The organism is Burkholderia sp. AU33423 (genome assembly GCF_002223135.1).
Classification (GTDB): domain Bacteria; phylum Pseudomonadota; class Gammaproteobacteria; order Burkholderiales; family Burkholderiaceae; genus Burkholderia; species Burkholderia lata_D.
On record NZ_NKFH01000007.1, the window covers coordinates 111639 to 133414 of the forward strand.

Genomic DNA, 21776 nt, shown 5'->3' on the forward strand with positions numbered 1-21776 from the left:
GGCTCTGCGTCAAAAGTAGTGGCGCAGGCCGACCGTCGCGCCGAGCTGCGTGGTGCTCGTGCTCGGCGACTGCCCGTTCACGCCGACCAGCTGCGCGCCGACCAGGCCGCCGCGATAGATCGCGTAGTCGACTTCCGCGTAGAGCATGCTGCGCTTCGACAGGCTGTAGCCGGCGATCACCTGGAACTGGCGCGCGCGGCCGTCGAAGTCCGGCGTGTAGCCCGACTGCGTGGTCCACCACGCGTTGACGGCGGCCGTGAACGCCGACGTGAACCGGTAGGTCAGCCCCGCGAGCGCCATCTTGCGGCGCCGGAACCCGCCGGGCGTCGACGGATCGACCACCTGCGCGGGCGAGATGATGCCGAGCGCGGCGAGATCGGTCGGGCTGAACGGGCCGTTCGCGAACGACGTGAAGTCGTTGTCGCGCGCGTTCTCGATATAGCCGGCGTTGACGGTCGCGTTGCCGAGCGTGATCGAGCCGCCACCGCCATAGATGTCGAATTTCGCGTGCGTGACGTCGTCCCAGCTGCGCATGAACGACGCGCCGACCGTGAACGGCCCCTTGTCCGGCGCGTAGGCGACCGCCGCGCCGGCCTGGCCGCCGAGCACGCCGCCGCCCGCATGGCCGCCCGGCGCGTACTGCGCGAGCAGGTACAGGCCGCCGAGCTGCGCGCCGTACTGGATCATGTTGCTGGTGCGCGAGCCGGCGAGCATCGTCTGCTCGGGCTTGAACAGGTTGAAGTACGGGTCCTGCGCGCCGGCCCACAGGTTCGAGCCGTAGGTCAGCGACACCATCTCGAACGGCACGTTGTACTGGCGGCCGAGCGCGAGCTGGCCGAGCGACGTCGACGTCAGCCCCACGTACGCGACCTCGAAGAAGTTCGGCGAGCCGGCCGGCACGATCGCGCCGCTGTTCGGGCCGAAGTGACTTTCCACGTTGAACTGCGCGGACAGCCCGCCGCCGAGATCCTCCTGCCCCTTGAGGCCCCAGTAGCTTTCCGTCAGGCCGCCGCCGTCCGCCATCGAGATCTTGCGGCCCGTCGACACTGGCGCACCGTCGGCGCCGTAGGACACGCCGTGCGTTTCGTAGCGGATGCCCGCATCGATCACGCCATACAGCGTCACGTTGCTTTGCGCGTGCGCGCCGGTACCGGCCAGGACCAACATCGCGCTGCACGCGGCGCGAACGCATTCGTGGCGATTCATTTTTATGGACTCCGCATCGACATGGGGACGGCGGCTCGTACCGCCGGAAACGAATGGTGAAAGCCAAATTTGCATGGGCCAAGGCTGCGGCGGCCATTCGCGTGGTGCGTCGCGGCCACGCCATGGCGCACCGCGGTCAGGGCGACGGCGACGCGCGCGCCATCGCACCGGGCGCCGCGCGGCGCAGCGCGAGCCGCACGAACGGGGCGGCCGCCAGCACGGCCACGCACAGCACGTGGGCGACGCGCGAGCCGCCGAAGCGGCCGAGCAGCGCACCCGACAGCGCGGTGCCGATGCCCGCCGCGAAGAACGTGACGACGAGCGTGCGCGCGACCAGCGATCCGTCCGGGTCGACGTCGGACAGCATCCCGGTGAGGAACGGCACGATCACGAAGAACGCGCTGTTCAGCACGAACTGGCTCAGGAAGTACGCGCTGCCGCCGCGCGCGCTGAAGAACCATTCGATCGACGCGATCATCGCGAGCTGCGCGGCCCAGATCAGCGCGAGGCGGTGCGGGTGGCTGGCCGGATGCGACGGAATCGCCGCGCCGACGAAGCCGAGCAGCGACGACACCGACAGCAGCACGCCGATCGTCGTCGGCGACAGCCCGGCACGCTCGCCGACGAAGCCGGCGATCGCCCATTGCGACGCCTGCACGCCGTACACCAGTGCCGTCACGACCCAGATCGCGATCACCGGCCGCCACGGCAGCGTGCCGGCGCGCACGTGGGTCTGCGCGGGTGCGCTCGCGAACGCGTCGATGCCGCGGATCGCGGGCGCCAGCACGGCGACGACGGCCGCCAGCAGCGCGAACACCCCGTGCCCGAGCCAGCCGGCCGGCAAGGCGGAGATCAGCACGAGGATGCCGCCGTTGATGACGCCCGCGAGCAGGTTGATTTGCCCCCACAGGCGGTCGGTCGACGCGCGCTGCGACACGCCGGACGCGACGACGACGAACAGCATCCCTTCGAACAGTCCCGTCATCCCGCGCGCGAGCGCCGCGGACGCGATGCCGGGCGCGACCGCGCTGAGCGCCTGCCCGGCGATCGTGCCGACCAGGCCGGCCAGCGTGAACGGCCGCGCGGCGCGCGCGATCTGGTGCGACAGCAGTGCGCAACTGATCGCGATGCCGAGGATCTCGGCGCTGACGAGCGCGGTCGCGGTGCCTTCGTCGAGCCGGAAGCGCGTCATCACGGCCGCGACGAGGAACGGCGACAGGATCAGGCCGTTGGTGGCCGCCGCGAACGCGAGCGCAAGGCGGACGACGGCGCCGGTCGACGGATCGGGGCGCGACTGCGCGGCGGCATGCAGGGTGGCGGTGCTCATGAAGCCTCCTGGTTGGATCGCGGTCGATCGTGTGCGATGCCGGCCGTTTCGTGCATCGGGTGTGTCCCTCGGCGGGCCGGCGTGGCGCGCGCGGTTGAAGCGACGCTTGCGCCTGCGTGTTGCGGCAGGCCGAACAGCGTGCGCAGGTACGGCGTCAGGAAGCGGCCATGCGGGTCCATCCGTTCGCGCAGCGCGAGGAAATCGTCCCAGTGCGGATAGCACGCCGCAAGCTCGACGGCCTTCATCGCATGCACCTTGCCCCAGTGCGGCCGCCCGCCGTGATTGCGGCAGATTGCCTGCACGCCCGAGAAGTACGCGTCGAACGGCATCCCGCGATACTGGTGCACCGAGATGCGCACGCTGTCGCGGCCGTAGTCGGGGCTCAGCCAGATGTCGTCGCCGCGCACCCAGCGGTATTCGATCGGGAACATCAGCGGGAAGCTGCGGCGCGCGATGAACGCGCGGATCTCGCGCAGCGCATCGGCACCGCGTTCGGCCGGCACCGACCATTCCATTTCGTTGAAGCGCACGCGCCGCACCGTCGACAGCATCGCGTAGCTTGCATCCACGTGGCGGCCGGCCGACACGGTCGATGCGCACAGCCGGCTCAGCGCCGGGCACAGCGACGGCACGCGCCGGCCGAGCCCGCACAGCGCGCCGAACACCGTGTTCTCGAGGAACGACTCGGACGCACGGCGCGCCCAGTGCACCGCGTCGGCCGGCTCGTCGGTCATGTCCCAGGCCTTGGTCAGCACGGTGTCCGTATGCGGGAACCAGTAGAACTCGAACGAGCGATGCTTCGCGATCAGCGCATCCGCTTGCGCGAGGCAGTCGTCGAGCCGCATGCCGCCGCGCTCGAGGCGCAGCTTGAACGCGGGCACGAGGCGCAGGCCGATCTCCGTCAGCACGCCGAGCGCGCCGAGCCCGATCCGGCCGCCCGCGAACAGGTCGGGATGCGTGTCGGCGCTCGCGCGGATTTCGCTGCCGTCCGCGCACATGAAAGTCAGGCTGTCGATCTGCGTCGACAGGTTGCCGAGCGTGATGCCCGTGCCGTGCGTGCCGGTGCTGGTCGCGCCGGCGATCGACTGCACGTTGATGTCGCCGAGGTTCTCCATCGCGAGGCCGTGCGCGGCGAGCGCCGGGCCCAGCGCCCACAGCCGCGTGCCGGCATGCACGCGCGCGACGCGCCGGTCGCGGTCGACGTCGATCACGCCCTGCATCGCGTCGAGCGACAGGATCACGTCGTCGGTCTGCACGAGCGGCGAGAACGAATGACCGGCGCCGGCCGCGCGCACGGTGGCGCCGGCGGCCGCCGCGTCGCGCAGCACGGCCGCGAGCCCGGCGGCCGACGCAGGCGTCGACACGGTTGCATCAGGACTGCAGACATATCCCGACCAGTTGCGCCACATGGCATTGTCTCCGTGGTTGTCGTTTGAACAGGTTGAACGGGTTGACGGGTTTTGAACGACGGGCCGCGCGGCCCGCTAGAAAAAGCTCTTGCCTTCGCCGCGATAGGTGGGCGCCTCGCCGACCACGCGGCCGCCGCGGATCAGCAGCAGCGTGTTGAAGCGCTCGCACAGTTCGCCGGCCTTCGCATGGCGGAACAGGATCGGATCGCCGATCGCCGGCGCGACGCCGCGCGGCACGCGCACGGGCGTCTGCACTTCGCCCGCGCCTTCGTTGTCGATCAGCGTGCAGCCGGCCGGCAGCCACGGCCGCGGCAGGCGGCTCTTGCCGGCCGGGCCCGATGCGATATAGCCGCCGCCCGAACAGGTCACGATGCCCGGCCGCGGAATCCGCACGACCGGCAGCGCGAAACCGGCGGCCGGCTGCGCATGAAACGCCGCGTAGTGATCGAACAGCGCGGGCGCGTAGAGGCCGGAGCCGGCCGCAAGCTCGGTGACCGACGCGTCGCCGAGCGTGCTCTCGATACTGCCGGTGCCGCCGCCGTTCACGAAGCGCAACGTGAGGCCTGCCGCCGCGAGCGCCTGCACGGCCGCCTGGCGGCGCGCGTTGATCTCGCGCGCCGAGCGGCGCTTCAGGTGACGCACCAGCGCGTTGCGTGCGCCGCTGCCAGGCTCCGTGTCGGCCACGCCGGCGATCTGTCCTTCGTAGCCCATCAACCCGTCGAGCCGTACGTGCCGTCGCTCGGCGATGCGGTTCGCGAGCGCGAGTGCGCCGGCCGCGTCGCGCACCGGCGAGCGGTACATGCCGAAGTACAGGCCCGGATATGCGGACGACATGTCGAGATCGATCGCGAGCGGGATCGTCACGCGTTCGTCGTGGGCAACGTGGTCGATCGCGTCGACCTGCGCGGCGTCGTCGACCATCAGCGTGATCGAGCGGCCGCGCCTGAGCTGCGCGGCCACCGCGCGCAGGTCGGCGGGCTCGACGGTCGGATACGCGACGACGATGTCGTCGAACCCGCCGTCCGCGAGCCACGCGGCTTCCGCGGCCGAGTAGCACAGCAGCCCCTGCATGAAGGGGCCGGCGGCGAGCACCGCGCCGATCAGTTCGCGCGAGCGCACCGACTTCGTCGCGAGCCGGATCGGCAGGCCGCGTGCGCGGCGCTTCAGGTCGGCGAGGTTCGCGTCGAGGCAGTCGAGGTCGACGAATGCGGCAGGTAGCCGGCGGCCCGCGAGCGCGTCGCGATAGGTCGGATAGTCGTGGACGGCGGTGGGTGCGCGATGCGGAAGGTCTGCACGGCTCATGGAACGGGCTCGGCTGGGTGGGGTGGGCGTCGCGCCGACCGTTCGGCGCGTGTCGGAAACCAGCATAGGGCTGGCCAAAATGACGACCAAGCGCTCAGCGGGTCGTTCGACGGGTCTTATCCGGCCATCCGTATCGGTCACGCCGATGCATGGCCCGCGTGCTGCGCGCGGCTGGATCACTGCTTGCTTGGTGTCGCGACGCACATGGCGAGTGTTGGCTCGAACCGCCGCCGGACGGGCGTGGCGCGCGACATGGCGCGCTTGGCCGAACGACCACGAAATGCGTTTCAAACGTCTTGGGGACGTGGCCGCCGCGAGCAGGTTTAGTGCCTGCGTTCTAGTGCCGCTTTTGACGGGATGCCGGATTCGACCTAGAACCTACTCGCGGATGCACCGGCGAAGAACGGCATGACGTGACGAGGAGGCGACGTGAAGAAGAACAGGGCACTCTGGCGGCGCACGGGCGCGATCGCGGCGATCGGCGTGACCGTCGTTGCAGTCTGGCGATATGAGGCGGCGACACCGGCGCACGCCGCGTCGTCCGACGCAACGACCACGACGGCGAGCGCGCAGCCGGACGCGGCCGATACGTTCGGCACCGGCGCCGCGACGCCCGGCCCCGAGGAGCGGCGGCTCGACGTCGACGCGCTGCGCCGCAGCCTCGCGGGGCGCCCCGATGCGGATGCCGAAGTGAAGCGCATCGTCGCGTTCGCGCGCTTTCGCGACGAGGTTGCCGCGTATGGGAATCGCCGCAACAGCATGCCGCAAGCCGAGCGCGCCGCACTCGCGCGCCGGATTCTCGACGAACTCCCCGGCCATGTCGCGCGCAACGAGATCGTGCCGGTGCAGGCGGAGGCGCTGAGCGCGGCGCTGCTCACCGACACCGAAGCCGATCCCGCGACGCGCAGCGCGGCGATCCGGTCGATGCGTGCGCAATGGGACACCTATGCGCAGCAGACGGTCGGTCCGTCGCCGGCGCAGGACCCGCGCTATCTCTCGTACGAACAGCAGAGCCGCGACGTCGTCCGGCAGGTTCAGGCGAGCATTCCCGATCCCGACCGGCAACAAGCCGTCATCGCGCAGCGCCTGCAGGCGTTGCGGGTCCAGCTGTTCGACGGCGCTTCATCGTCCGGCGTGCACTGAGCGCCGAATCCGCGACGCCGGGCTTGAGCCCGGCGGCCGCGCCATGTCCATCGACAAGGAGGGGGAGATGTCCACAGCACGAAGCCTGCTGCGCGCGGCCGTTGCCACGTTGCTCGGTTGCGCGGCACTGAACGGCCACGCCGCTGATACGACGATGCCGGATCCGTCGATTCCGTATTATTCGTGGTACGAAGTGACCTTGCCGGAGAGCACCGGTGCATCGTGCGGCAACGGCACGCCGATGCGCTTCTACGTCAATCGCGCGCAGTCGGACAACCTGCTGTACATGATGGAACCGGGCGGCGCGTGCTGGGACTACGGCACCTGCACGCAGACGTCGACCGGCGCCGAGGCCGGCCTTGGCGGCTTCAACCCGGACGGCATCCCGCACAACTACATGAACGGCACCGCGAACGAGAGCCTGTTGTCGTCGTTCCTGTCGCCGCTGCTCACGCGGATGGATCTCGCGCATATTCTGGTCGGCGAACCGAAGGTCGAGACGCAGCAGTGGACACAGGTTTTCGTGCCCTATTGCACCGGAGATATCCACATGGGCAGCGCGGTGCGCAACTACACGTCGCCGAGCGGCGACTGGCGGCTGCAGCACTACAGCGGGCTGAAGAACATCCAGGCCGTCGCGCAGTGGCTGACGTCGCACGGCTTCGGCAAGCCGAACCGTCTGCTCGTGTACGGGATGAGCGCGGGCGGCTACGGCACGCTCGCGAACTACGCGACGCTGCGCAACACGTTGCAGCCGCAGGCGCATAGTTCGCTGCTCGACGACGCCGGTACCGTGTTCAACACGCCGTTCGACGCGGACGCGGCCACCCATCCGTCGGTCGGCCTGTACGACCGCGTGCGCACCGAGTGGGGGATGACGGGCCCCGACGGAATGATCACCGTGAACAGCCGGCTGACCAGCCATTTCGATCCGGGCAACATGGGGAGCGCGTATGCGGCGCTGTCGGCGACATTCCCGCACGACCGCTTCGGCTTCTCGAGCTACCAGCGCGACAAGATCATCGCCGCGTATCACTATCGCGCGTTCGTGCCGGCCGTGATCGCGGCGCCCGACGATGCGACGAAGGATTCGCTGTCGCTTGCGATGTTCGCCCAGGAACTGGACGGGCTGAGGCAGACGCTGAACCCGTTGCCGAACTTCGGCTACTTCATGCCGTGGGCACGCAACGACTTCATCGCCAACCACCAGGTGACGGCGGTCAGCTTTACCGGGTCGGGGATCCACGAGCACGGCGTCGACGCGGATATCGGCACCTTCGTCGACAACCTGCTGAACCAGCAGGACCCGGCCGACACGCCGGTGATGAAGGCGTTCCGCACGCAGCAGTGGTCGGATTTCACGTTCTCGACGTTTCTGGCGTGGATCGACAGCATCTTCAACCTGACCGGCGAAGCGGGGCCGATCTCGGGGCACCGGGCGTGACGCGAAGCGGCGGTTCGCCCGAGCGGGCGACCGCGGCGCAGCGTGGCGGCCGGATGTCGTGGCCGCCCGCCTGCGTCGATGCGTGGCCGTGCGTTACGGCGTCAGGGCTTCACCACCGCAACCGCCGGCGCGCCCGAATCCGTGCGAGGCGCACCGTTCGACCCGTAGGCCGCCTCGGCGCTCTTGCGCTCGGCCAGCCGCTTGGCGGCCAGGCGTTCCTGTGCGGCGACGATGTCGCCCGGATAGTTGTCGCCATCACCGGCGATCGGCTCGTAGCCGACCGATTCGAGGTCGAACAATTCCTGGCGCACCTGCGCACGCGTGAGCGTCGAGTGCGACGACTGCGCGTACGACACGGTCGGTGCGGCGAGGAGGGTGGTGGCGGTAGCGGCGACGGTGGCGATGGTGACGATGATGGATTTCACGGTTTCCTCAGACGGTTTTGTTGCGGTTCGGCGCGATGGTGGCTGGCTGAACCGACGAGACAAGTTTAGGAACCCGGATCGGCCGGATAAATGCCGATTCCTGTCCAGCTGTGTTCCTGAATCCGTGACAGTGGATGAAATACGGCGTCCTTGGTGCCACGTTTGGGGTGGGTTGATTTGCGAGGAATGCCGATCGATGCGGGGCACGCAGCTGTTCCGTCAGACCGGCTACGCACTCGATGTTCGGCGGGCAGACGCATGCCTGCCCGGCACGGCTAGTCGTCGAAACGCGGGAATGCCTGCTGGCGCTTCATGTCCTTCAGCCATTCCTTGACGTTCGCCGGATCGTCGAACTCGCGCAGCGTCAGGTTCAGATCGTGGATGCTGCGCTGCGTGCCCGCGATGTCGCGCGTGAGCATGCGCATGATGGTATCGGGCGCGACCTTGACCGACGGCGCGATCCCGTAAGTCCGCCGGAATCCGGTCTCGACGTCCTGGATCTCCTGGTCCAGCTCGCGAAGCTGATCTTCCAGGATGCCGTTGTAGCGCGCGAGCCGGTCTTCGCCGAGGCCGTTGATCGCGTGCCGGTCGATCTGTTCGATCTCCAGCTGCAGCTCCAGCAGTTGCAGGAGCTTGCCGTTCGCGTAAGCGTGGTTGACCCGCTGCATCAACACGGTCTTGCGTTCCTGTTCCTGGGGGTCGGTCTCGCGATCGGGGTGCAGCGCGCTCGCCAGCTTCCGGTAGACCTCGCGGATCGACCGGCTCGCTTCGGCCTGCTCGGCTTCGCGCTTCGCCAGCGCGGCCGATTGCCGGGGCGCTTTCTTGCGCTTGGCACGCTGTGCCTCGCGGGCCGCGTGCTCGGCCATGTCCCGCTCGAACTGCGCGTCCAGTTCGGCCTGCATGCGCGCCATGAGCTCTTCGGGCGACAGCGCGTCGAGATCGTCTTCCGTTGCCACGCCAGGCGTCGATTCCGACTTCGGTTCCGGCCCCGGCTCGGCTGCTGCGTTGTCGCCGTGATCGGCCCCGCTGTGCCGGGCGTGGATGGCCTTCAACTGCGCGTCGTCGCTGAAGTCGAGCAAGTCGCGCGCCATGTTGGCGATCATCCCGGACAGGGTGTGCTGCTCGGCCTTGCTCAAGCCTTTCTGCAGATACGCGTCGTCGAGCTGATTGAGCAACCGGATTCGCAGCGCGGTCGACGTCTGTTCGAGCGGCAACAGCTCGTCGACGAATTTCTTCTGGAAGGCCGGCATCGCGGCTTCCCACGCGCCGAGCCGCTCGCGCCGCTTCTCGATCTGCTGGACGAGCGTATTGAATGCTTTCTGGGCTTTCGACAGGCTGGCTGCCTCGTGGCCGGGCGCGATGGCGACCGCTGTTCCGCGACGTGCGGTCATGATGAATCTCCTTCGGCTGCGGCAGGACGCGCAGCAGCGCGGTATTTTAACCGGCCCGCCGTGTCCCCCTTGCCCGACAGGGCGCGGCTACTCCTGGAACAACTGCCCCTGCCCGGAGATCACGCGCTCGAAGTCGTCGCGCAGGAACGGCAGGATTGCATCGGCGACGGGTTGAAGCTGGCGGCTCAGGTAGAACGCGTAGTCGATCGGCGAACGCATCGTTTCGAGCGGCTCGGGGCCGGCCGTCGTCATCACGTAGCTGATCCAGCCGCCGCGCTGATACTGCAGCGGCCGGCCCTGTGCCTGGTTGAACTCGTCGGCGATCCGCGCTGCGCGCACGTGCGGCGGCACGTTGCGCTCATACTCGCGCAGCGGCCGGCGCACGCGTTTGCGGTAGACGAGCTGGTCGTCGAATTCGCCGGCCAGCGTGCGCCGCACGGTGTCGCGGATGAAATCCTGGTACGGCTCGCGGCTGAACACGCGCCGGTACAACTCGCGCTGGAACTGCTGCGCGAGCGGCGTCCAGTCGGTGCGCACCGTTTCGAGCCCCTTGAAGACGAGGTCCTCGCCGCCGTCAGCCGCCGCCGCGAGGCCTGCATAGCGCTTCTTGCTGCCTTCTTCCGCGCCGCGCACGGTCGGCATCAGGAAGCGGCGGTAGTGCCGCTCGTATTGCAGCTCCAGCGCGCTCTCGAGCCCGAAGGTCTCGCGCAGGTGCGCCTGCCACCAGCGGTTCACATGCTCGACGAGTGCGCGGCCCTTGGCGCCGGCTTCGTCGTCGTCGTGCGCGCGGCCGAGCCACACGAACGTCGAATCGGTATCGCCGTAGATCACTTCGTAACCCTGCGCTTCGATCAGCTCGCGCGTGCGGTGCATGATCTCGTGCCCGCGCATCGTGATCGACGACGCGAGGCGCGGGTCGAAGAAGCGGCAGCCCGTCGAGCCGAGCACGCCGTAGAACGAATTCATGATGATCTTCAGCGCCTGCGACAGCGGCGCGTTGCGCTGCCGCTTCGCATCGTCGCGGCCTTCCCACACGCGGCGCACGATATCGGGCAGGCAGTGCGCGGTACGCGAGAAACGTGCGCCGAGAAAGCCGGGCACCGATGCGTCGTCGCCGGGATTCGCGAGCCCTTCGATCAGCCCGACCGGATCGATCAGGAACGTGCGGATGATCGACGGATAGAGGCTCTTGTAGTCGAACACGAGCACCGAGTCGTACAGCCCGGGGCGCGAATCCATCACGAAGCCGCCGGGGCTGTTCTGCCCCGTCACGTCGCCGAGGTTCGGCGCGACATAGCCGAGCCGGTGCATGCGCGGCAGGTACAGATGCGTGAAGGCCGCGACCGACCCGCCGGTGCGATCGGCCGCGAGGCCCGTCACGCTCGCGCGTTCGAGCGCGAAGGACAGCAGGTCGGCCTCGTCGAAAATGCGCGTGACGAGCTCGCAGTCCTTCAGGTTGTAGCGCGCGAGCGCCGGCTTGTCGTGATCGAAGCGGCGCTGGATCTCGTCCATCCGCTGGTACGGGTTGTCGATCGACTTGCCTTCGCCGAGCAGCGCCTGGGACACGTATTCGAGGCTGAACGACGGGAACGTCCACGTCGCGGATTTCAGCATGTCGATGCCGTCGAGGATCAGCCGGCCTGCCGCGCCCGCGAAGAAGTGGTCGGGCTGCTGGCCGTGCGCGCGCCAGTCGAGCACGCTGCCGCCGCGGCCGAGCTTCAGCGGGATGCCGTATTGCTCCGAATGGGCATGCAGGATGCGCAGGTCGAACTGCACGAGGTTCCAGCCGATCACCGCATCGGGATCGTGTTCGTCGAACCATTCGTTGAGCCGCGCGAGCATCGCGGGCCGGCTGTCGCAGTAGTCGAGGCGGAAGTCGATGGCGTTTGCTTCGTCACTGCCGTCCCCATTCGCCGGGCCGAGCATGTAGACCTGCCGTTGCCCGCAGCCTTCGAGCGCGATCGAGTACAGCTCGCCGTGCACGCTGGTTTCGATGTCGAGCGACACGCAGCGCAGCGCCGGGCGATAGCCGGTCGCGGCTTTCAGCTCGGCGCCGGCCAGCGTGCCGTCGGGGCCGGGCTGCCCGCGAAACTGCACGCAGGCCGTGATGAAGCGCTCCATCGCGTAGCGGTCGGGCGGCTGCACGTCGGCTTCGTAGACGTCGACGCCGGCTGCCGCGAGACGCTTCTGCAGCCCGGACAGATGGCGATAGCGCTTGCAATAGAGGCCGACGACCGGACGCTGCCGGAAGTCGCGCAGCGCGAGCGGGCGCAACTCGGCCTCGCGCTCGCCGGCCAGCGCGCGTTCGGCGAGCGCCTGCTGTTCGGCCGGAATGAACGCGACGGCTTCCTGCGGGCGCAACCGTACGCGGCGCGGACCGTGTTCGGTTGCCAGCCAGAACTCGATCTCGATGCCGGAGGCGGTGTCCCGCCAGTGGCGGGTGAGGATGAAACCCTGCTCGAACGCCGTCAAAACGCTTGCTCGTGGTGGATGCTCAGGCGGCGGATTTTAGCGCTTGGGCGGGGGATCCGCAGGCGCCGGCCGCGAGCGCGTCGCGACGTCACCGCATCACGACGACCGCATCAGTACCCGCATGCCCGGCGCGATGGACCGAACCCGACGAGGTCGACGCGCGCGGACGCTTGCCGGTCGGCCGGGGACAACCGGCTGCGCGGCTGGCCGACGATCTCGCGCATCCTGTCGAACCGCAGCGATTCGGCCACGCAGAACACGACGAGCGATTGTGCGAGGAAGCGGTCGTCGGGCCTGAGCATGCGCTTGTCGCCGCCCTGTGTGCGCAGCGGGCCGCGAATCGCGCTGTCGAGCGAGAAGCCGCGCTCCGCGTCGTCGCCGCTGGTGGCGGTTGCTTCGAACGGCATCCTGTCGAGGTTGTGCGAGTCATTCTCGAACGGATGGCCGCCAATCAGCTCGACGTACCGGTCGCGCGTGCGCATGTTCAGCACGAGCGGCATGCTGACGGTGCTCGCGCCGATGGGGAGGCTGTTCGGTCACCTTTTCTGCGAGGGGCTGGCAACGGACGCGAGGCGAACGATCATGACAGGGCGTAAGGGGGCGGGCATCGCCGCTGGTGGGCGTCGTGCGGGTGCGAACGTCAGGCGGCGGGTAGCCGCTCGGCGACACGCCATGCCGTACGCGTGGTATCGGCAGGCCGCAGCAGCCAGCGGCGCGCGACGACCTTGTGGCGCTTCTGCGTGACGTATTCGTCGACGGCGAGTTCGAGCGCGTCATCGTCGACGCGGGAAAGCGTGGCTGTGGCGCCGGATCCGTCCGCGAATTCGATGACGGCGGGATGCGGCGTCGCATTGCGCGGCGCGTCATTGCCGAGCGTCACTGTGCTGCCGGGATACAGGTGCGAATGGGGTGTGCGGAGCAGCAGGGTGAAATTACTAAAGCCATTCATATGGATGAATGAATAATTACAGTTTTCAATTATTTGAATTCCAACCGATTGACGTCACAGAATCGTCATTCGTAGAATCGTCAGTCAAGAACAACATAATTCTGAGAGAGGCGCTATGGATGCGCACAGCATGATCGGGGCGATTACGGGAGCGCTGGCTCAGCAGGAGCGACTTCTCAAGCTCGACACCCCGCTTGGGGGTAACGTTCTGATTCCGCATCGGATGTTCGGGCAGTCCCGTATCGGTCGAGATTACCTGTTCATGATCGACTGCGTGTCGACGTCGAACGATGTCCAGCTCAAGACACTGATTTCGCAGCCGATCACGCTGTGGGTCCAGCAGACCGACAAGACCTATCTTCCGCACCACGGTTACGTTCATACCGCGAGAAAGCTCGGTGTGGACGGTGGCCTAGCGTGCTACCAGCTCAGTTTCTCGTCGTGGCTGCATTTTCTGAAGTTCCGCCGCGACCAGCGTCACTGGCAAGACAAAAGCGTCGACGCGATCATTACCGATGTATTCAACGATCATCCGCAGGCACGCGGGATGTATCGCTTTGAACTGTCGCAACTGCTGCCTTCGCGCTCCTACTGCCGTCAGGACGAAACCGACTGGAATTTCGTTCACCGGCTTCTCGAATCCGAGGGCCTGTACGGCATTTGGAAACAGGCGCAGGACGGCAAATCCCATACGCTGGTGATTACCGATCGTCTTCAGACGCTCGAGCCGCTTGCGCCGGCAACGGTCGAATTTTCCCGCGCGGGCGTTCATGGCGAAGTGGACGCGTTGACGCAGTGGGCCGGAACGCGGACGCTGCAGTCCGTCCTGTTGTCGACGCGAACGTTCGACTACAAGAATCCGGCCACGCCAGCCAATCCGAAGGCGACGTCGGTTCCCACGATGGCCAATCAGGGCGATCTCCCGTCGCAGGCCGAAGTGTATGAATATACGGGCGGCTATACGTACCCCGAGCAGGAGCGTGGCGACCATCTCAGCAAGATCCGCATGGAGGAATGGGAGTCGCAGGCCAAGCGCTACGATGGTGTCGGCGGGGTGCGCCGCATCGATGCGGGGCGGCGATTCACGCTGACCGGACATCCCGAGCATGATCAGGACGCGGCGGACCATCGGGAGTTCGCGGTGATCGAGGTCGAGTGGATCATCGCGAACAACGTGCCTCTTTCGGGACACGAAGCAAATTACCCGCATAGCCTCTATCAGGCAGTGAAGCAGGCCGAAGCTGACGACACGGACAAGATGTTCGCCGTCTCGCATGCCGATGGCTCGACGGGTTTCTATCGCGTTGCCATCGAAGCGCAGCGCACGTCGGTGCCGTATCACAGCCCCCTCGAACACAAAAAGCCCGAAGCGAAACTCGAATCGGCCATCGTTGCCGGTCCGAAGGGGGAGCAGGCGTATACCGACGACCTGAACCGGATCAAGGTGCTGTTCATCTGGGACCGGCACAACCAAGGCGACGAGCGTGCTTCATGCTGGGTGCGTGTCGCGCAATCCGATACCGGCGACGGGTACGGCGGCGTTCACATGCCGCGCGCGGGCGAGGAATTGCTGATTGGCCATATCGGGAACGACATCGATCGTCCGATTGCGCTACACCGGGTGTACAACGGGAGCGCGAAGCCACGATGGCATTCGAATGCCCTGCTGTCGGGTTACCGGTCTCAGGAGTTCTCGGGGAGCGGTTACAACCAGATGGTGATGGACGATTCGACGGGCCAGAACCGCGTGCACCTGTACAGCAGCAGTACGAACGCATCGTTGCACCTGGGCTACCTGATCGACCAGACCGACAACACGCGTGGCAGTTACCTGGGCAAAGGCTTCGATCTGAGTTCGGACGCCTACGGTGCGCTTCGAGCAGGGCGAGGGCTGTTCGTGACGACGCACCCGGTCGCCAGTCAGCCGCTCGACACGACGTTGGCAACGCGTCAATTGAACGGCTCGGCGAATATCCTCGATGGCCTGTCGCAGGCAAGCGAAACGTCGAAGGCGGAAAGCCTGAAGGAGGGCCACGACACCTTCAAGGCTTTTGCGGATGCGGCGCAGCACAACGAGTCGGGTGCGACGGGCGGTGGCGGTGTGACGGCCGGTGGAGGGACGGGCGACGCCGGCGCGTTCAAGCAGCCGGTGATCCTGGTTGCCGCGCCTGCGGGTATCGGTCTGTCGACGCAGAAGTCGACGCACGTTGCAGCCGATCAGCACGTCAATATCGTCAGCGGCCAAAGCACGCACATTGCGACCGGCAAGTCGCTCGTCGCCAGCATTACGGAGAAACTGAGCCTGTTCGTGCAGAACGCCGGGATGAAGCTGTTCGCGGCGAAGGGGAAGATCGAAGTTCAGACGCACGCTGACAATGTCGAAGTGACGGCGCAGAAGTCGCTGTTGCTGGCGTCCGTGACCGAGAAGGTCCAGGCATCGGCACAGCAGGAAATCCTGTTGACGTCGGGTGGCGCGTACATTCGGCTGAAAGGCGGCGACATCGAGATTCATGCGCCCGGCAAGATTGACGTCAAGGGGGCGCAGCATGCGTTCAGCGGTCCGACGAGCATGGATGTGACCAATCCGGCGTTCAAGGATCTGCCGACGCGACGGTTGATGCTGAATACCTCTGCGTCACCGTCTGCACCCAGTGTCGTTCCGGTCGGCATGCCCTACAAGCTTTATGCGGACGGGGCGCTGGTCAAGCAGGGCGTGTTCGACAAGACGGGGCAGTTGCCGATCGATCATCATGTCACGACGCAGAAGTACACACTGGAGATGGCCAACGGGGTCAAGCACGAGATTCCGGTGCCGGGTGAGTATCGGGATGCGGCGAATGGCGCGCTCGCGAATCAAGGTTTCCAGTTTCACGAAGCGACACCTGACGATAGCGCTGCATCGGATAGAGCCGCGCATCGGCAAACCTATAACGAGCTGCTCAGTCCTTCATCGGAATCATAGGCCATGGCAAATGTAAATCAATCCATTACCACGCCGATTGCACAGAACCACACGTCGTCGGCGACGGCATGCCTGCCATGGTTTGTTTGTCACAGTGAGTATGGCCCGGCAACCGCAGGTTTCCGTCCGCTGGTCAATGGTCACGATGCATTCGCCGCTGTGTACAAGGCGATAGCTGGTGCAAAACATTCGATCGACATCATTTGCTGGGGTTTCCAGCCTTCGATGTATTTTGTTCGTGATGGCAGCGGGGAGCGAATCGGCGATCTGTTGGAGCAAAAAGGAAAAGAAGGCATAAAGGTAAGATTGCTGTGCTGGCGTGATCCATTTTATATGGCGGAGCTCAGCGAAAACAATATGCCGGGAAATGACTTTGTAACGCCGCTTAAACGTGTGCTTCCGAAGTGGGTTTACGATCGAGTGTCAATGCTTGGGCGGGATTATCAAACGGATGAGGAGCGACTGTTTGATATCAATTGGTACAGGCGTGCCAATTTTAATAATGTCACGAACCCAGTAATTCACTCTGTCACCGATCGAGTTATCGACCGTGTCGTTAATTTGCCGATGAACATAGTGAGCTCCGTCTCGGCACCATTTAATTTTGTATCCAATCCGGTTTTGCATAAGACCGCAGGATTTCCGAATATCGAGTTGGCTACGCGAGGATTCGACCTGTCGGTGCGATCAGAAATCGTGGGAAGAATATCTGGTTACGGGACAATGGATGGTTGGAGCGGCAGCACAAAGGCGACGACTTCTGCTGCAATGGGAGGCGAACCGTCGCACCACCAGAAAATGGTGCTGGTGGACTACGAAGATCCGGATCTGGCTACCGGCTTCGTCATGGGGCACAACATGCTTGACCAATATTGGGACACTGACCTGCATAGCTGTCACGCCATGGCACCCAGCAAGGGGCGCAACGGTCCCTATCCGTGGCAGGATATTTCCAGTCGAGTGACCGGTCCTATATTGCAATATCTGAACAAGAATTTTTGTGAAGCGTGGGATGATGCGACTGGCCAAAAACTGGAGAAATCACGAGAGCATTTGGCCGGGACACATAAAATCAGAAATGATGCCCCGGATGACGCTCCAGTGATGGCGCAGATCGTTCGCACACAATCAGAGAAAAACAAGCGAGACATTCAGGTGATGTACTTGAATGCAGTTAACAACGCGACTCAGTGTATTTTCATCCAGAATCAGTATTTTCGCTGGAACGACCTTGCGCAGAAAATAAAGGACGTTGCAAAGGCACAAGCGAAGGCAGGCCGTGACTCCGGCAGAGACGGTTCGATTTATCTGTTCGTCATCACCAACTCCAGTGACGATGCGGTCGGAAACGGAACGGTAAGAACGTACCAAATGCTTGAGTCGCTCGGGTGTGGTAACACTATGCCTGGAGTGGCTCAGCTCGAACGTGGCGACGACTACGCCGCGCAGCAAAAGGACCTGGAAGCTCAACTTGCCACCCAACAGTCGATACAGCAAAAATTTGCGGCACAAGGCGTCGATATCAGTGCAGCTTCGTTGCAGGGTGCCATGAATTTCTATCAGGACAATATGGCGAAGCAACAAGAGCTGCAGCAAGCATTGAACGAGTTAAAGAGAAAAAAGCAGCTCAATGCGCACATCGACTCGGACGCTCCGCCGTTGGACATCGAGGGGCTTAAGGTACAGGTTTGTACGCTCGTTGCCCCGGATTCGCCTGGGGGAAACTGGTTGCCTATCTATGTTCATGCGAAACTGATGACGATTGACGATGCGTTCATGACGATCGGCTCTGCGAATGTGAACCTCCGGAGCATGAATGTCGATAGCGAGCTCAATATTTGCCACGAAAACTCGGCCGTGACAAAGCCGCTAAGGCAAAAGCTGTGGAGGATGCATGCCGGAGCCAACGGTGCACAGGACGACTTTTTCAAATCTTTTATGGCGTGGCATGACGTTGTCGAGCAAAACAAGACAAACAAAACAAAGAATCTTCCGCCGGAAAAGTCACTCGTAAAGTTTATGAGATCGTCGGCTAAACGTACATATGCAGACTAATTGATGAACAGATATCTCCTGATCATTTTTCTATCCGTAAGCTTGTGCGCATGTACCAAAAAGGAGTCGCAAGTGTCTCAATTGCCTGATCTGAGCGCCATTCGTGCAAATCTGGCGTTTTCCTGCGCTCGCGAATCGGATCATTTGCCATCGTTGGACCCCAATGCAGATATTCTGTTCAAATATGCCAGATATTTGCAAAAAAGCAGTGGCCCGAAAGATTTCGATGATATTCTTCGCTACTATCGAATAGCGGCGGCATATGATCACTACAAGGCCAATACCAATGCGCAATTGTTGATTTCGCAAGGGCTTGCAAGCTCTCCTGATGCAGAGAAAGAGTCGATCGATCTTGCGTCGCGGCTTGTCGATAAAGGGATACCTTCCGGATACTATGATATAGGTCATTATCTGGAGAGTGGATATGGGTTGAAGAAAAATCCGGAAATGTCGTTGCGTTATTTTCGGAAGGCGGCTGATTTGGGGAGCCCGGAAGCGCAATACTATGTGGCGGATCTGCTCGCCCCGATGGATAAGGCTCCTGAGATCGCAAAGCAAATGCGTGAATGCGCAACAGCCCAAGGGTTCGGTAAAGCGGCGAGTACGTTGGGAATTGATCTGAAGACCGATAAGCACTATGCGGAAGCGGTAAAGGTGTTCCAAAAAGGAGTCGAGGCGGGGGATATTCAGTCTGCGTCGTTCCTCGAAAATGGATTTGAAGCGCCTCCCGAGAGCGATCGCTTGTATTACCTTGGACTCCCCAAAGATCCGGAGCGGACTCGACGTTACGATCTGATTGCGAGATTTCTTGACCACAACGACGGCCGCAATCCCAAGGTCCCGGATATCGACAAGATCGTTCCGCTACCACCTGCAAAGCTGCCGCCTTGGGACGGTACGTTCCAGTGGCAAAAGGAGCAGGATGCAGCCGCTCCGCCTCAGAAGCCTTCGGATGATTTCATCAACGAGATGGCGAAGGCGAAGCATCTCGATCCCGCGACGGGGTTACCGCTTCCGGGATCGGCGGATAAGACTTCGCTGACCGAGCAATCGGAAAACATCGCGTCTCGCCTGCCATTGGGTACGATCGCGCACACTGGCCAGCCCTGCCCGGAAGACGGCGTATGGTGCGCGAAACTCGGTGCAGGTCAGATTGGCGATACGCAGCGCCGGTTCCTCAAGGGCGACGCTTTGCCGTCCGTCGTCGTGCACGAACCGAGAAAGCTGGCGGTGCTCGACAGCATGATGGGTACGCGTCAACACGTTGAACAAGTTGCGTGGGAACTCGTGGGATATCTTGATCAGACCTGATCGACTCATGCGGCAAGATTGCGTGACCCGTCGCTCGCTCGGGTCGGCCCATGGGAGGCAGGTTCGATACACCATGCGTAGAACGCCTCCTGCTCATTTCGCGCCTGCTAGCAGCTTGCTCGAAGAGCGAGAACGCTTACCTTGCCCGTAATACGACGCATGGTGCGCGACACACGAAACCGCCCAGATTGACGATACGCGGCGCAGGTTTCTCGAGAGCGACGTGTTGCCGTCCGCCAACCGACAGGCCGTAAAATCTGGCACCGTGAATCTGATCACCTCATTGACCCTGGAGTCCAAATGAATTCCCCCAACCGGCCCGTTTCATTACCCGGTGCGGCGGCTCTCGTTGCGGCGTTCATCATCACGGTGCTGTTTCTGTCCGGCCTCTACGTCCAGTTGACGAGGTTCTCGCTAGACACGCAGATGGTGGCTTTGCAACTGACCAGTTTCATCCAGAACCTGGTGTTCCGAACCGGCCTGGTTTATCTGATTGTCCGATGGCACGGGGAGCATCGCGATCAGCTTGCGTTCCGTCGCCCCGCGAGGCTGCTCGCGAGCTATGCGTTATGCCTGCTGGTCTGGCAGATCGCACAGATATTCATCATCCAGGCGGTGGTGCTGAGTCTGGCCGGCAATGGCACTCGTCTGACGGCCATCGTGAATCTCATCGCACCGGTGAGCGCCGCCCTTTATGCATTCGTGGCCTGGTTCGCATGGCGGCTCGTCACGCGCATGTTTCGCAACGATGCGTTACCCGAGGCGCCGCGAGGTCGTGCAGCGCGGACCATTGCCGGCCTCGCGGCGTGGCTGTTCGCCAGCGTATGTCTGCTCTTGATGACGACGACGGTGCCGATGTTGCTCGACCATTTTGACGACGACCTCGCGCGCATGATGTTCGGCTACGTTGGCGCGGTTGCCGTTCCCGCAGCATTGGTTTTTGCGGGAGCGCGACTCGGCCTGCCTCGCGACCTCGTGCGACTGCACGGCTGGCGTCTGCTGGGCGCGTCGCTCGCGGCGATGGCATCCACCTCGGTGGTGTTCTATTTGGCTGTGCAGTTGCTTGGCGGCATGCTGGGGGCGGGCGTGTTGTCCGGAATGATGGCGATCGTTGTTCTTGGCTGTGCCTTTGTGGCTTGTTGGATGTGGTTCCGCGTGTTCTACGCGTCCGTGAACCGCGACACGGTTGAAACCTCGCAGGGCATGCCGTCGCCGTAGCCGCAGTGCTTGCGACACGTATTCGAGGCCGCACGACGGGAACGGCTTCATGCGGGCGCAAGCGCGCGCGACGGAAAGCAGCAGGCTACTCGCGACGCAGCGTTTCGAGCGCCGCCACTGACGGTTGCCGGCAAGCGCCAGCATCATCCCCTTTCGACCGCAGCCCCGGCATCATCCCGACAACAAAGTCGATGAACGCTCGTACCTTGGCCGGCACGTGATTCCGGCTCGGATAGTAGACGTAAAGCGGGAACGTCTCGTCGCACCAGTCCGTCAGCACCGGCTCCAGCGTGCCCGCCCGCAGATGAGTGTCGATCCCGAGGTCGATCACCTGAGCGATCCCGTAGCCAGCAAGGCAGGCGCCGATCTTGGTTCCTGCATCCGTGACCATCAGCTTCCCGCTGACGGCCACCTTCACTTTCTCGTTTCCACGCCAGAACTCCCAATCGAAGGGCCTGCCGGTCGCCGGGTCGATAGCCATGATGCATTCATGGCCATCGTCGACCAGATCCTGCGGCGACCTCGGCCGGCCGCGTTGCTCCAGATACGACGGCGCGGCCACGGTCAGCACCCGCGGACTGTACAGCCTGCGACAGACCAGGGTCGAAACGGTTGGTGGTCCGAACCGGATGGCGAGATCGAATCCGTCACTGATCAGGTCCGGGAGGTCGTTCCGGGTCTCCAGCTTCATGTGAAGCGCCGGGTGATCCTTCATGAACTGGGCCAGCTCCGGCGCGAGCACCAGGCGAGCGAACACGGCATCGCACGCCACACGGAGCGTGCCGTTGACGATCGAGATCTGGTCAGAGGCGCCGGCAGTTGCCTCTTCAATCCCCTGGAGTAACGGCAGCACCTTGGACAGCAGATCATGGCCGGCGTCCGTCACTTCGACGTGCCGGCTGGTGCGATGCACGAGCTTCGCGCGCAGGCGGTCTTCCAGTCGCTGGATCGCACGACTGACCGCCGGTTGAGTCTTGCCCAGACGAGATGCGGCACGGCCGAAGCTCCCGGATTCGGCGATGGCTGCGAGAACCAGCAAGCCGCTGACGAGTCCCCCATCGAGGTCTTCCATGATCCATGTGTTCCTGTAATGGCAGCGATAACCGGGTCGCCGTAGCCGAGGGCGGGGACGATCACTCACTATACGAGCCGTTCACTACCG

16 protein-coding genes are annotated in these 21776 nt (G+C 64.2%); 6 read left to right on the forward strand and 10 right to left on the reverse strand.

Annotated features, from left to right (window positions below; all coding sequences use genetic code 11):
- Positions 1-9: 9 nt before the first annotated feature.
- The 4 genes from CFB50_RS18830 to CFB50_RS18845 form a co-directional block, all read right to left on the reverse strand.
- Positions 10-1206, reverse strand: coding sequence for a porin (locus tag CFB50_RS18830; RefSeq protein WP_089446852.1), 1197 nt, complete (start codon positions 1204-1206; stop codon positions 10-12).
- Between the two features lie 136 nt (positions 1207-1342).
- The gene (locus CFB50_RS18835) at positions 1343-2533 is read right to left on the reverse strand and encodes an MFS transporter (protein ID WP_089446853.1); all 1191 of its coding nucleotides are present in this window, start codon (positions 2531-2533) and stop codon (positions 1343-1345) included.
- Positions 2530-3942: a D-arabinono-1,4-lactone oxidase gene (locus CFB50_RS18840; protein WP_089446854.1), complete on the reverse strand. Its 1413-nt coding sequence runs from the start codon at positions 3940-3942 to the stop codon at positions 2530-2532. The genes CFB50_RS18835 and CFB50_RS18840 overlap by 4 nt, the downstream gene beginning before the upstream one ends.
- 75 nt (positions 3943-4017) lie before the next feature.
- Positions 4018-5244, reverse strand: a complete 1227-nt coding sequence (locus CFB50_RS18845; RefSeq protein WP_089446855.1) for an amino acid deaminase/aldolase — start codon at positions 5242-5244, stop codon at positions 4018-4020.
- 429 nt (positions 5245-5673) lie between these two features.
- On the opposite strand from CFB50_RS18845, the gene plcR reads away from it, so the two are divergent.
- Together plcR and CFB50_RS18855 are read left to right on the forward strand one after the other, a co-directional pair.
- The gene (plcR, locus tag CFB50_RS18850) at positions 5674-6387 is read left to right on the forward strand and encodes a phospholipase C accessory protein PlcR (RefSeq protein ID WP_089446856.1); all 714 of its coding nucleotides are present in this window, start codon (positions 5674-5676) and stop codon (positions 6385-6387) included.
- 67 nt (positions 6388-6454) lie between these two features.
- Complete coding sequence (locus tag CFB50_RS18855; RefSeq protein WP_089446857.1) at positions 6455-7831, forward strand: pectin acetylesterase-family hydrolase; 1377 nt, start codon at positions 6455-6457, stop codon at positions 7829-7831.
- Between the two features lie 101 nt (positions 7832-7932).
- On the opposite strand, the gene CFB50_RS18860 is transcribed toward CFB50_RS18855, so the two are convergent.
- The 5 genes from CFB50_RS18860 to CFB50_RS18880 all read right to left on the reverse strand — a co-directional run bounded on the left by CFB50_RS18860 (position 7933) and on the right by CFB50_RS18880 (position 13068).
- Positions 7933-8256 (reverse strand): DUF4148 domain-containing protein, encoded by a 324-nt coding sequence (locus CFB50_RS18860; RefSeq protein ID WP_089446858.1) that lies wholly within the window; start codon positions 8254-8256, stop codon positions 7933-7935.
- A 275-nt stretch (positions 8257-8531) separates the two neighbouring features.
- Positions 8532-9647, reverse strand: coding sequence for a J domain-containing protein (locus CFB50_RS18865; protein ID WP_089446859.1), 1116 nt, complete (start codon positions 9645-9647; stop codon positions 8532-8534).
- An 87-nt stretch (positions 9648-9734) separates the two neighbouring features.
- Positions 9735-12119: a DNA polymerase II gene (locus CFB50_RS18870; RefSeq protein WP_089446860.1), complete on the reverse strand. Its 2385-nt coding sequence runs from the start codon at positions 12117-12119 to the stop codon at positions 9735-9737.
- 110 nt (positions 12120-12229) lie between these two features.
- A complete protein-coding gene (locus CFB50_RS18875; RefSeq protein WP_235986605.1) occupies positions 12230-12619 on the reverse strand; it encodes a hypothetical protein in 390 nt (129 codons plus the stop codon).
- A 140-nt stretch (positions 12620-12759) separates the two neighbouring features.
- Positions 12760-13068: a hypothetical protein gene (locus CFB50_RS18880; RefSeq protein ID WP_089446861.1), complete on the reverse strand. Its 309-nt coding sequence runs from the start codon at positions 13066-13068 to the stop codon at positions 12760-12762.
- Between the two features lie 115 nt (positions 13069-13183).
- Between CFB50_RS18880 and CFB50_RS18885 the strand changes: the two genes are divergently transcribed.
- The 4 genes from CFB50_RS18885 (at position 13184) to CFB50_RS18900 (ending at position 20614) form a co-directional block, all read left to right on the forward strand.
- Positions 13184-16030 (forward strand): type VI secretion system Vgr family protein, encoded by a 2847-nt coding sequence (locus CFB50_RS18885; protein ID WP_089446862.1) that lies wholly within the window; start codon positions 13184-13186, stop codon positions 16028-16030.
- Between the two features lie 3 nt (positions 16031-16033).
- Positions 16034-18085, forward strand: coding sequence for a phospholipase D-like domain-containing protein (locus CFB50_RS18890; protein ID WP_089446863.1), 2052 nt, complete (start codon positions 16034-16036; stop codon positions 18083-18085).
- Positions 18086-18088: 3 nt separating this feature from the next.
- On the forward strand, positions 18089-19396 hold the full coding sequence (locus CFB50_RS18895) for an SEL1-like repeat protein (protein ID WP_235986603.1): 1308 nt from the start codon (positions 18089-18091) through the stop codon (positions 19394-19396).
- Positions 19397-19696: 300 nt separating this feature from the next.
- Complete coding sequence (locus CFB50_RS18900; protein ID WP_089446865.1) at positions 19697-20614, forward strand: hypothetical protein; 918 nt, start codon at positions 19697-19699, stop codon at positions 20612-20614.
- A gap of 85 nt (positions 20615-20699) precedes the next feature.
- Here the strand turns inward: CFB50_RS18900 and CFB50_RS18905 are convergent, their stop codons facing one another.
- A complete protein-coding gene (locus CFB50_RS18905; protein ID WP_089446866.1) occupies positions 20700-21686 on the reverse strand; it encodes a LysR family transcriptional regulator in 987 nt (328 codons plus the stop codon).
- Between the last annotated feature and the right edge of the window lie 90 nt (positions 21687-21776).

What these genes read in the sequence shown, in the direction of transcription:
- CFB50_RS18875 (WP_235986605.1), bottom strand. Translation starts at nt 12,619, where the DNA reads ATGCCGCTCGTGCTGAACATGCGCACGCGCGACCGGTACGTCGAGCTG.
- CFB50_RS18830 (WP_089446852.1), bottom strand. Translation starts at nt 1,206, where the DNA reads ATGAATCGCCACGAATGCGTTCGCGCCGCGTGCAGCGCGATGTTGGTC.
- CFB50_RS18880 (WP_089446861.1), bottom strand. Translation starts at nt 13,068, where the DNA reads ATGAATGGCTTTAGTAATTTCACCCTGCTGCTCCGCACACCCCATTCG.
- CFB50_RS18885 (WP_089446862.1), top strand. Translation starts at nt 13,184, where the DNA reads ATGGATGCGCACAGCATGATCGGGGCGATTACGGGAGCGCTGGCTCAG.
- CFB50_RS18855 (WP_089446857.1), top strand. Translation starts at nt 6,455, where the DNA reads ATGTCCACAGCACGAAGCCTGCTGCGCGCGGCCGTTGCCACGTTGCTC.
- CFB50_RS18890 (WP_089446863.1), top strand. Translation starts at nt 16,034, where the DNA reads ATGGCAAATGTAAATCAATCCATTACCACGCCGATTGCACAGAACCAC.
- CFB50_RS18905 (WP_089446866.1), bottom strand. Translation starts at nt 21,686, where the DNA reads ATGGAAGACCTCGATGGGGGACTCGTCAGCGGCTTGCTGGTTCTCGCA.
- CFB50_RS18900 (WP_089446865.1), top strand. Translation starts at nt 19,697, where the DNA reads ATGAATTCCCCCAACCGGCCCGTTTCATTACCCGGTGCGGCGGCTCTC.
- CFB50_RS18895 (WP_235986603.1), top strand. Translation starts at nt 18,089, where the DNA reads ATGAACAGATATCTCCTGATCATTTTTCTATCCGTAAGCTTGTGCGCA.
- CFB50_RS18835 (WP_089446853.1), bottom strand. Translation starts at nt 2,533, where the DNA reads ATGAGCACCGCCACCCTGCATGCCGCCGCGCAGTCGCGCCCCGATCCG.
- CFB50_RS18845 (WP_089446855.1), bottom strand. Translation starts at nt 5,244, where the DNA reads ATGAGCCGTGCAGACCTTCCGCATCGCGCACCCACCGCCGTCCACGAC.
- CFB50_RS18865 (WP_089446859.1), bottom strand. Translation starts at nt 9,647, where the DNA reads ATGACCGCACGTCGCGGAACAGCGGTCGCCATCGCGCCCGGCCACGAG.
- CFB50_RS18840 (WP_089446854.1), bottom strand. Translation starts at nt 3,942, where the DNA reads ATGTGGCGCAACTGGTCGGGATATGTCTGCAGTCCTGATGCAACCGTG.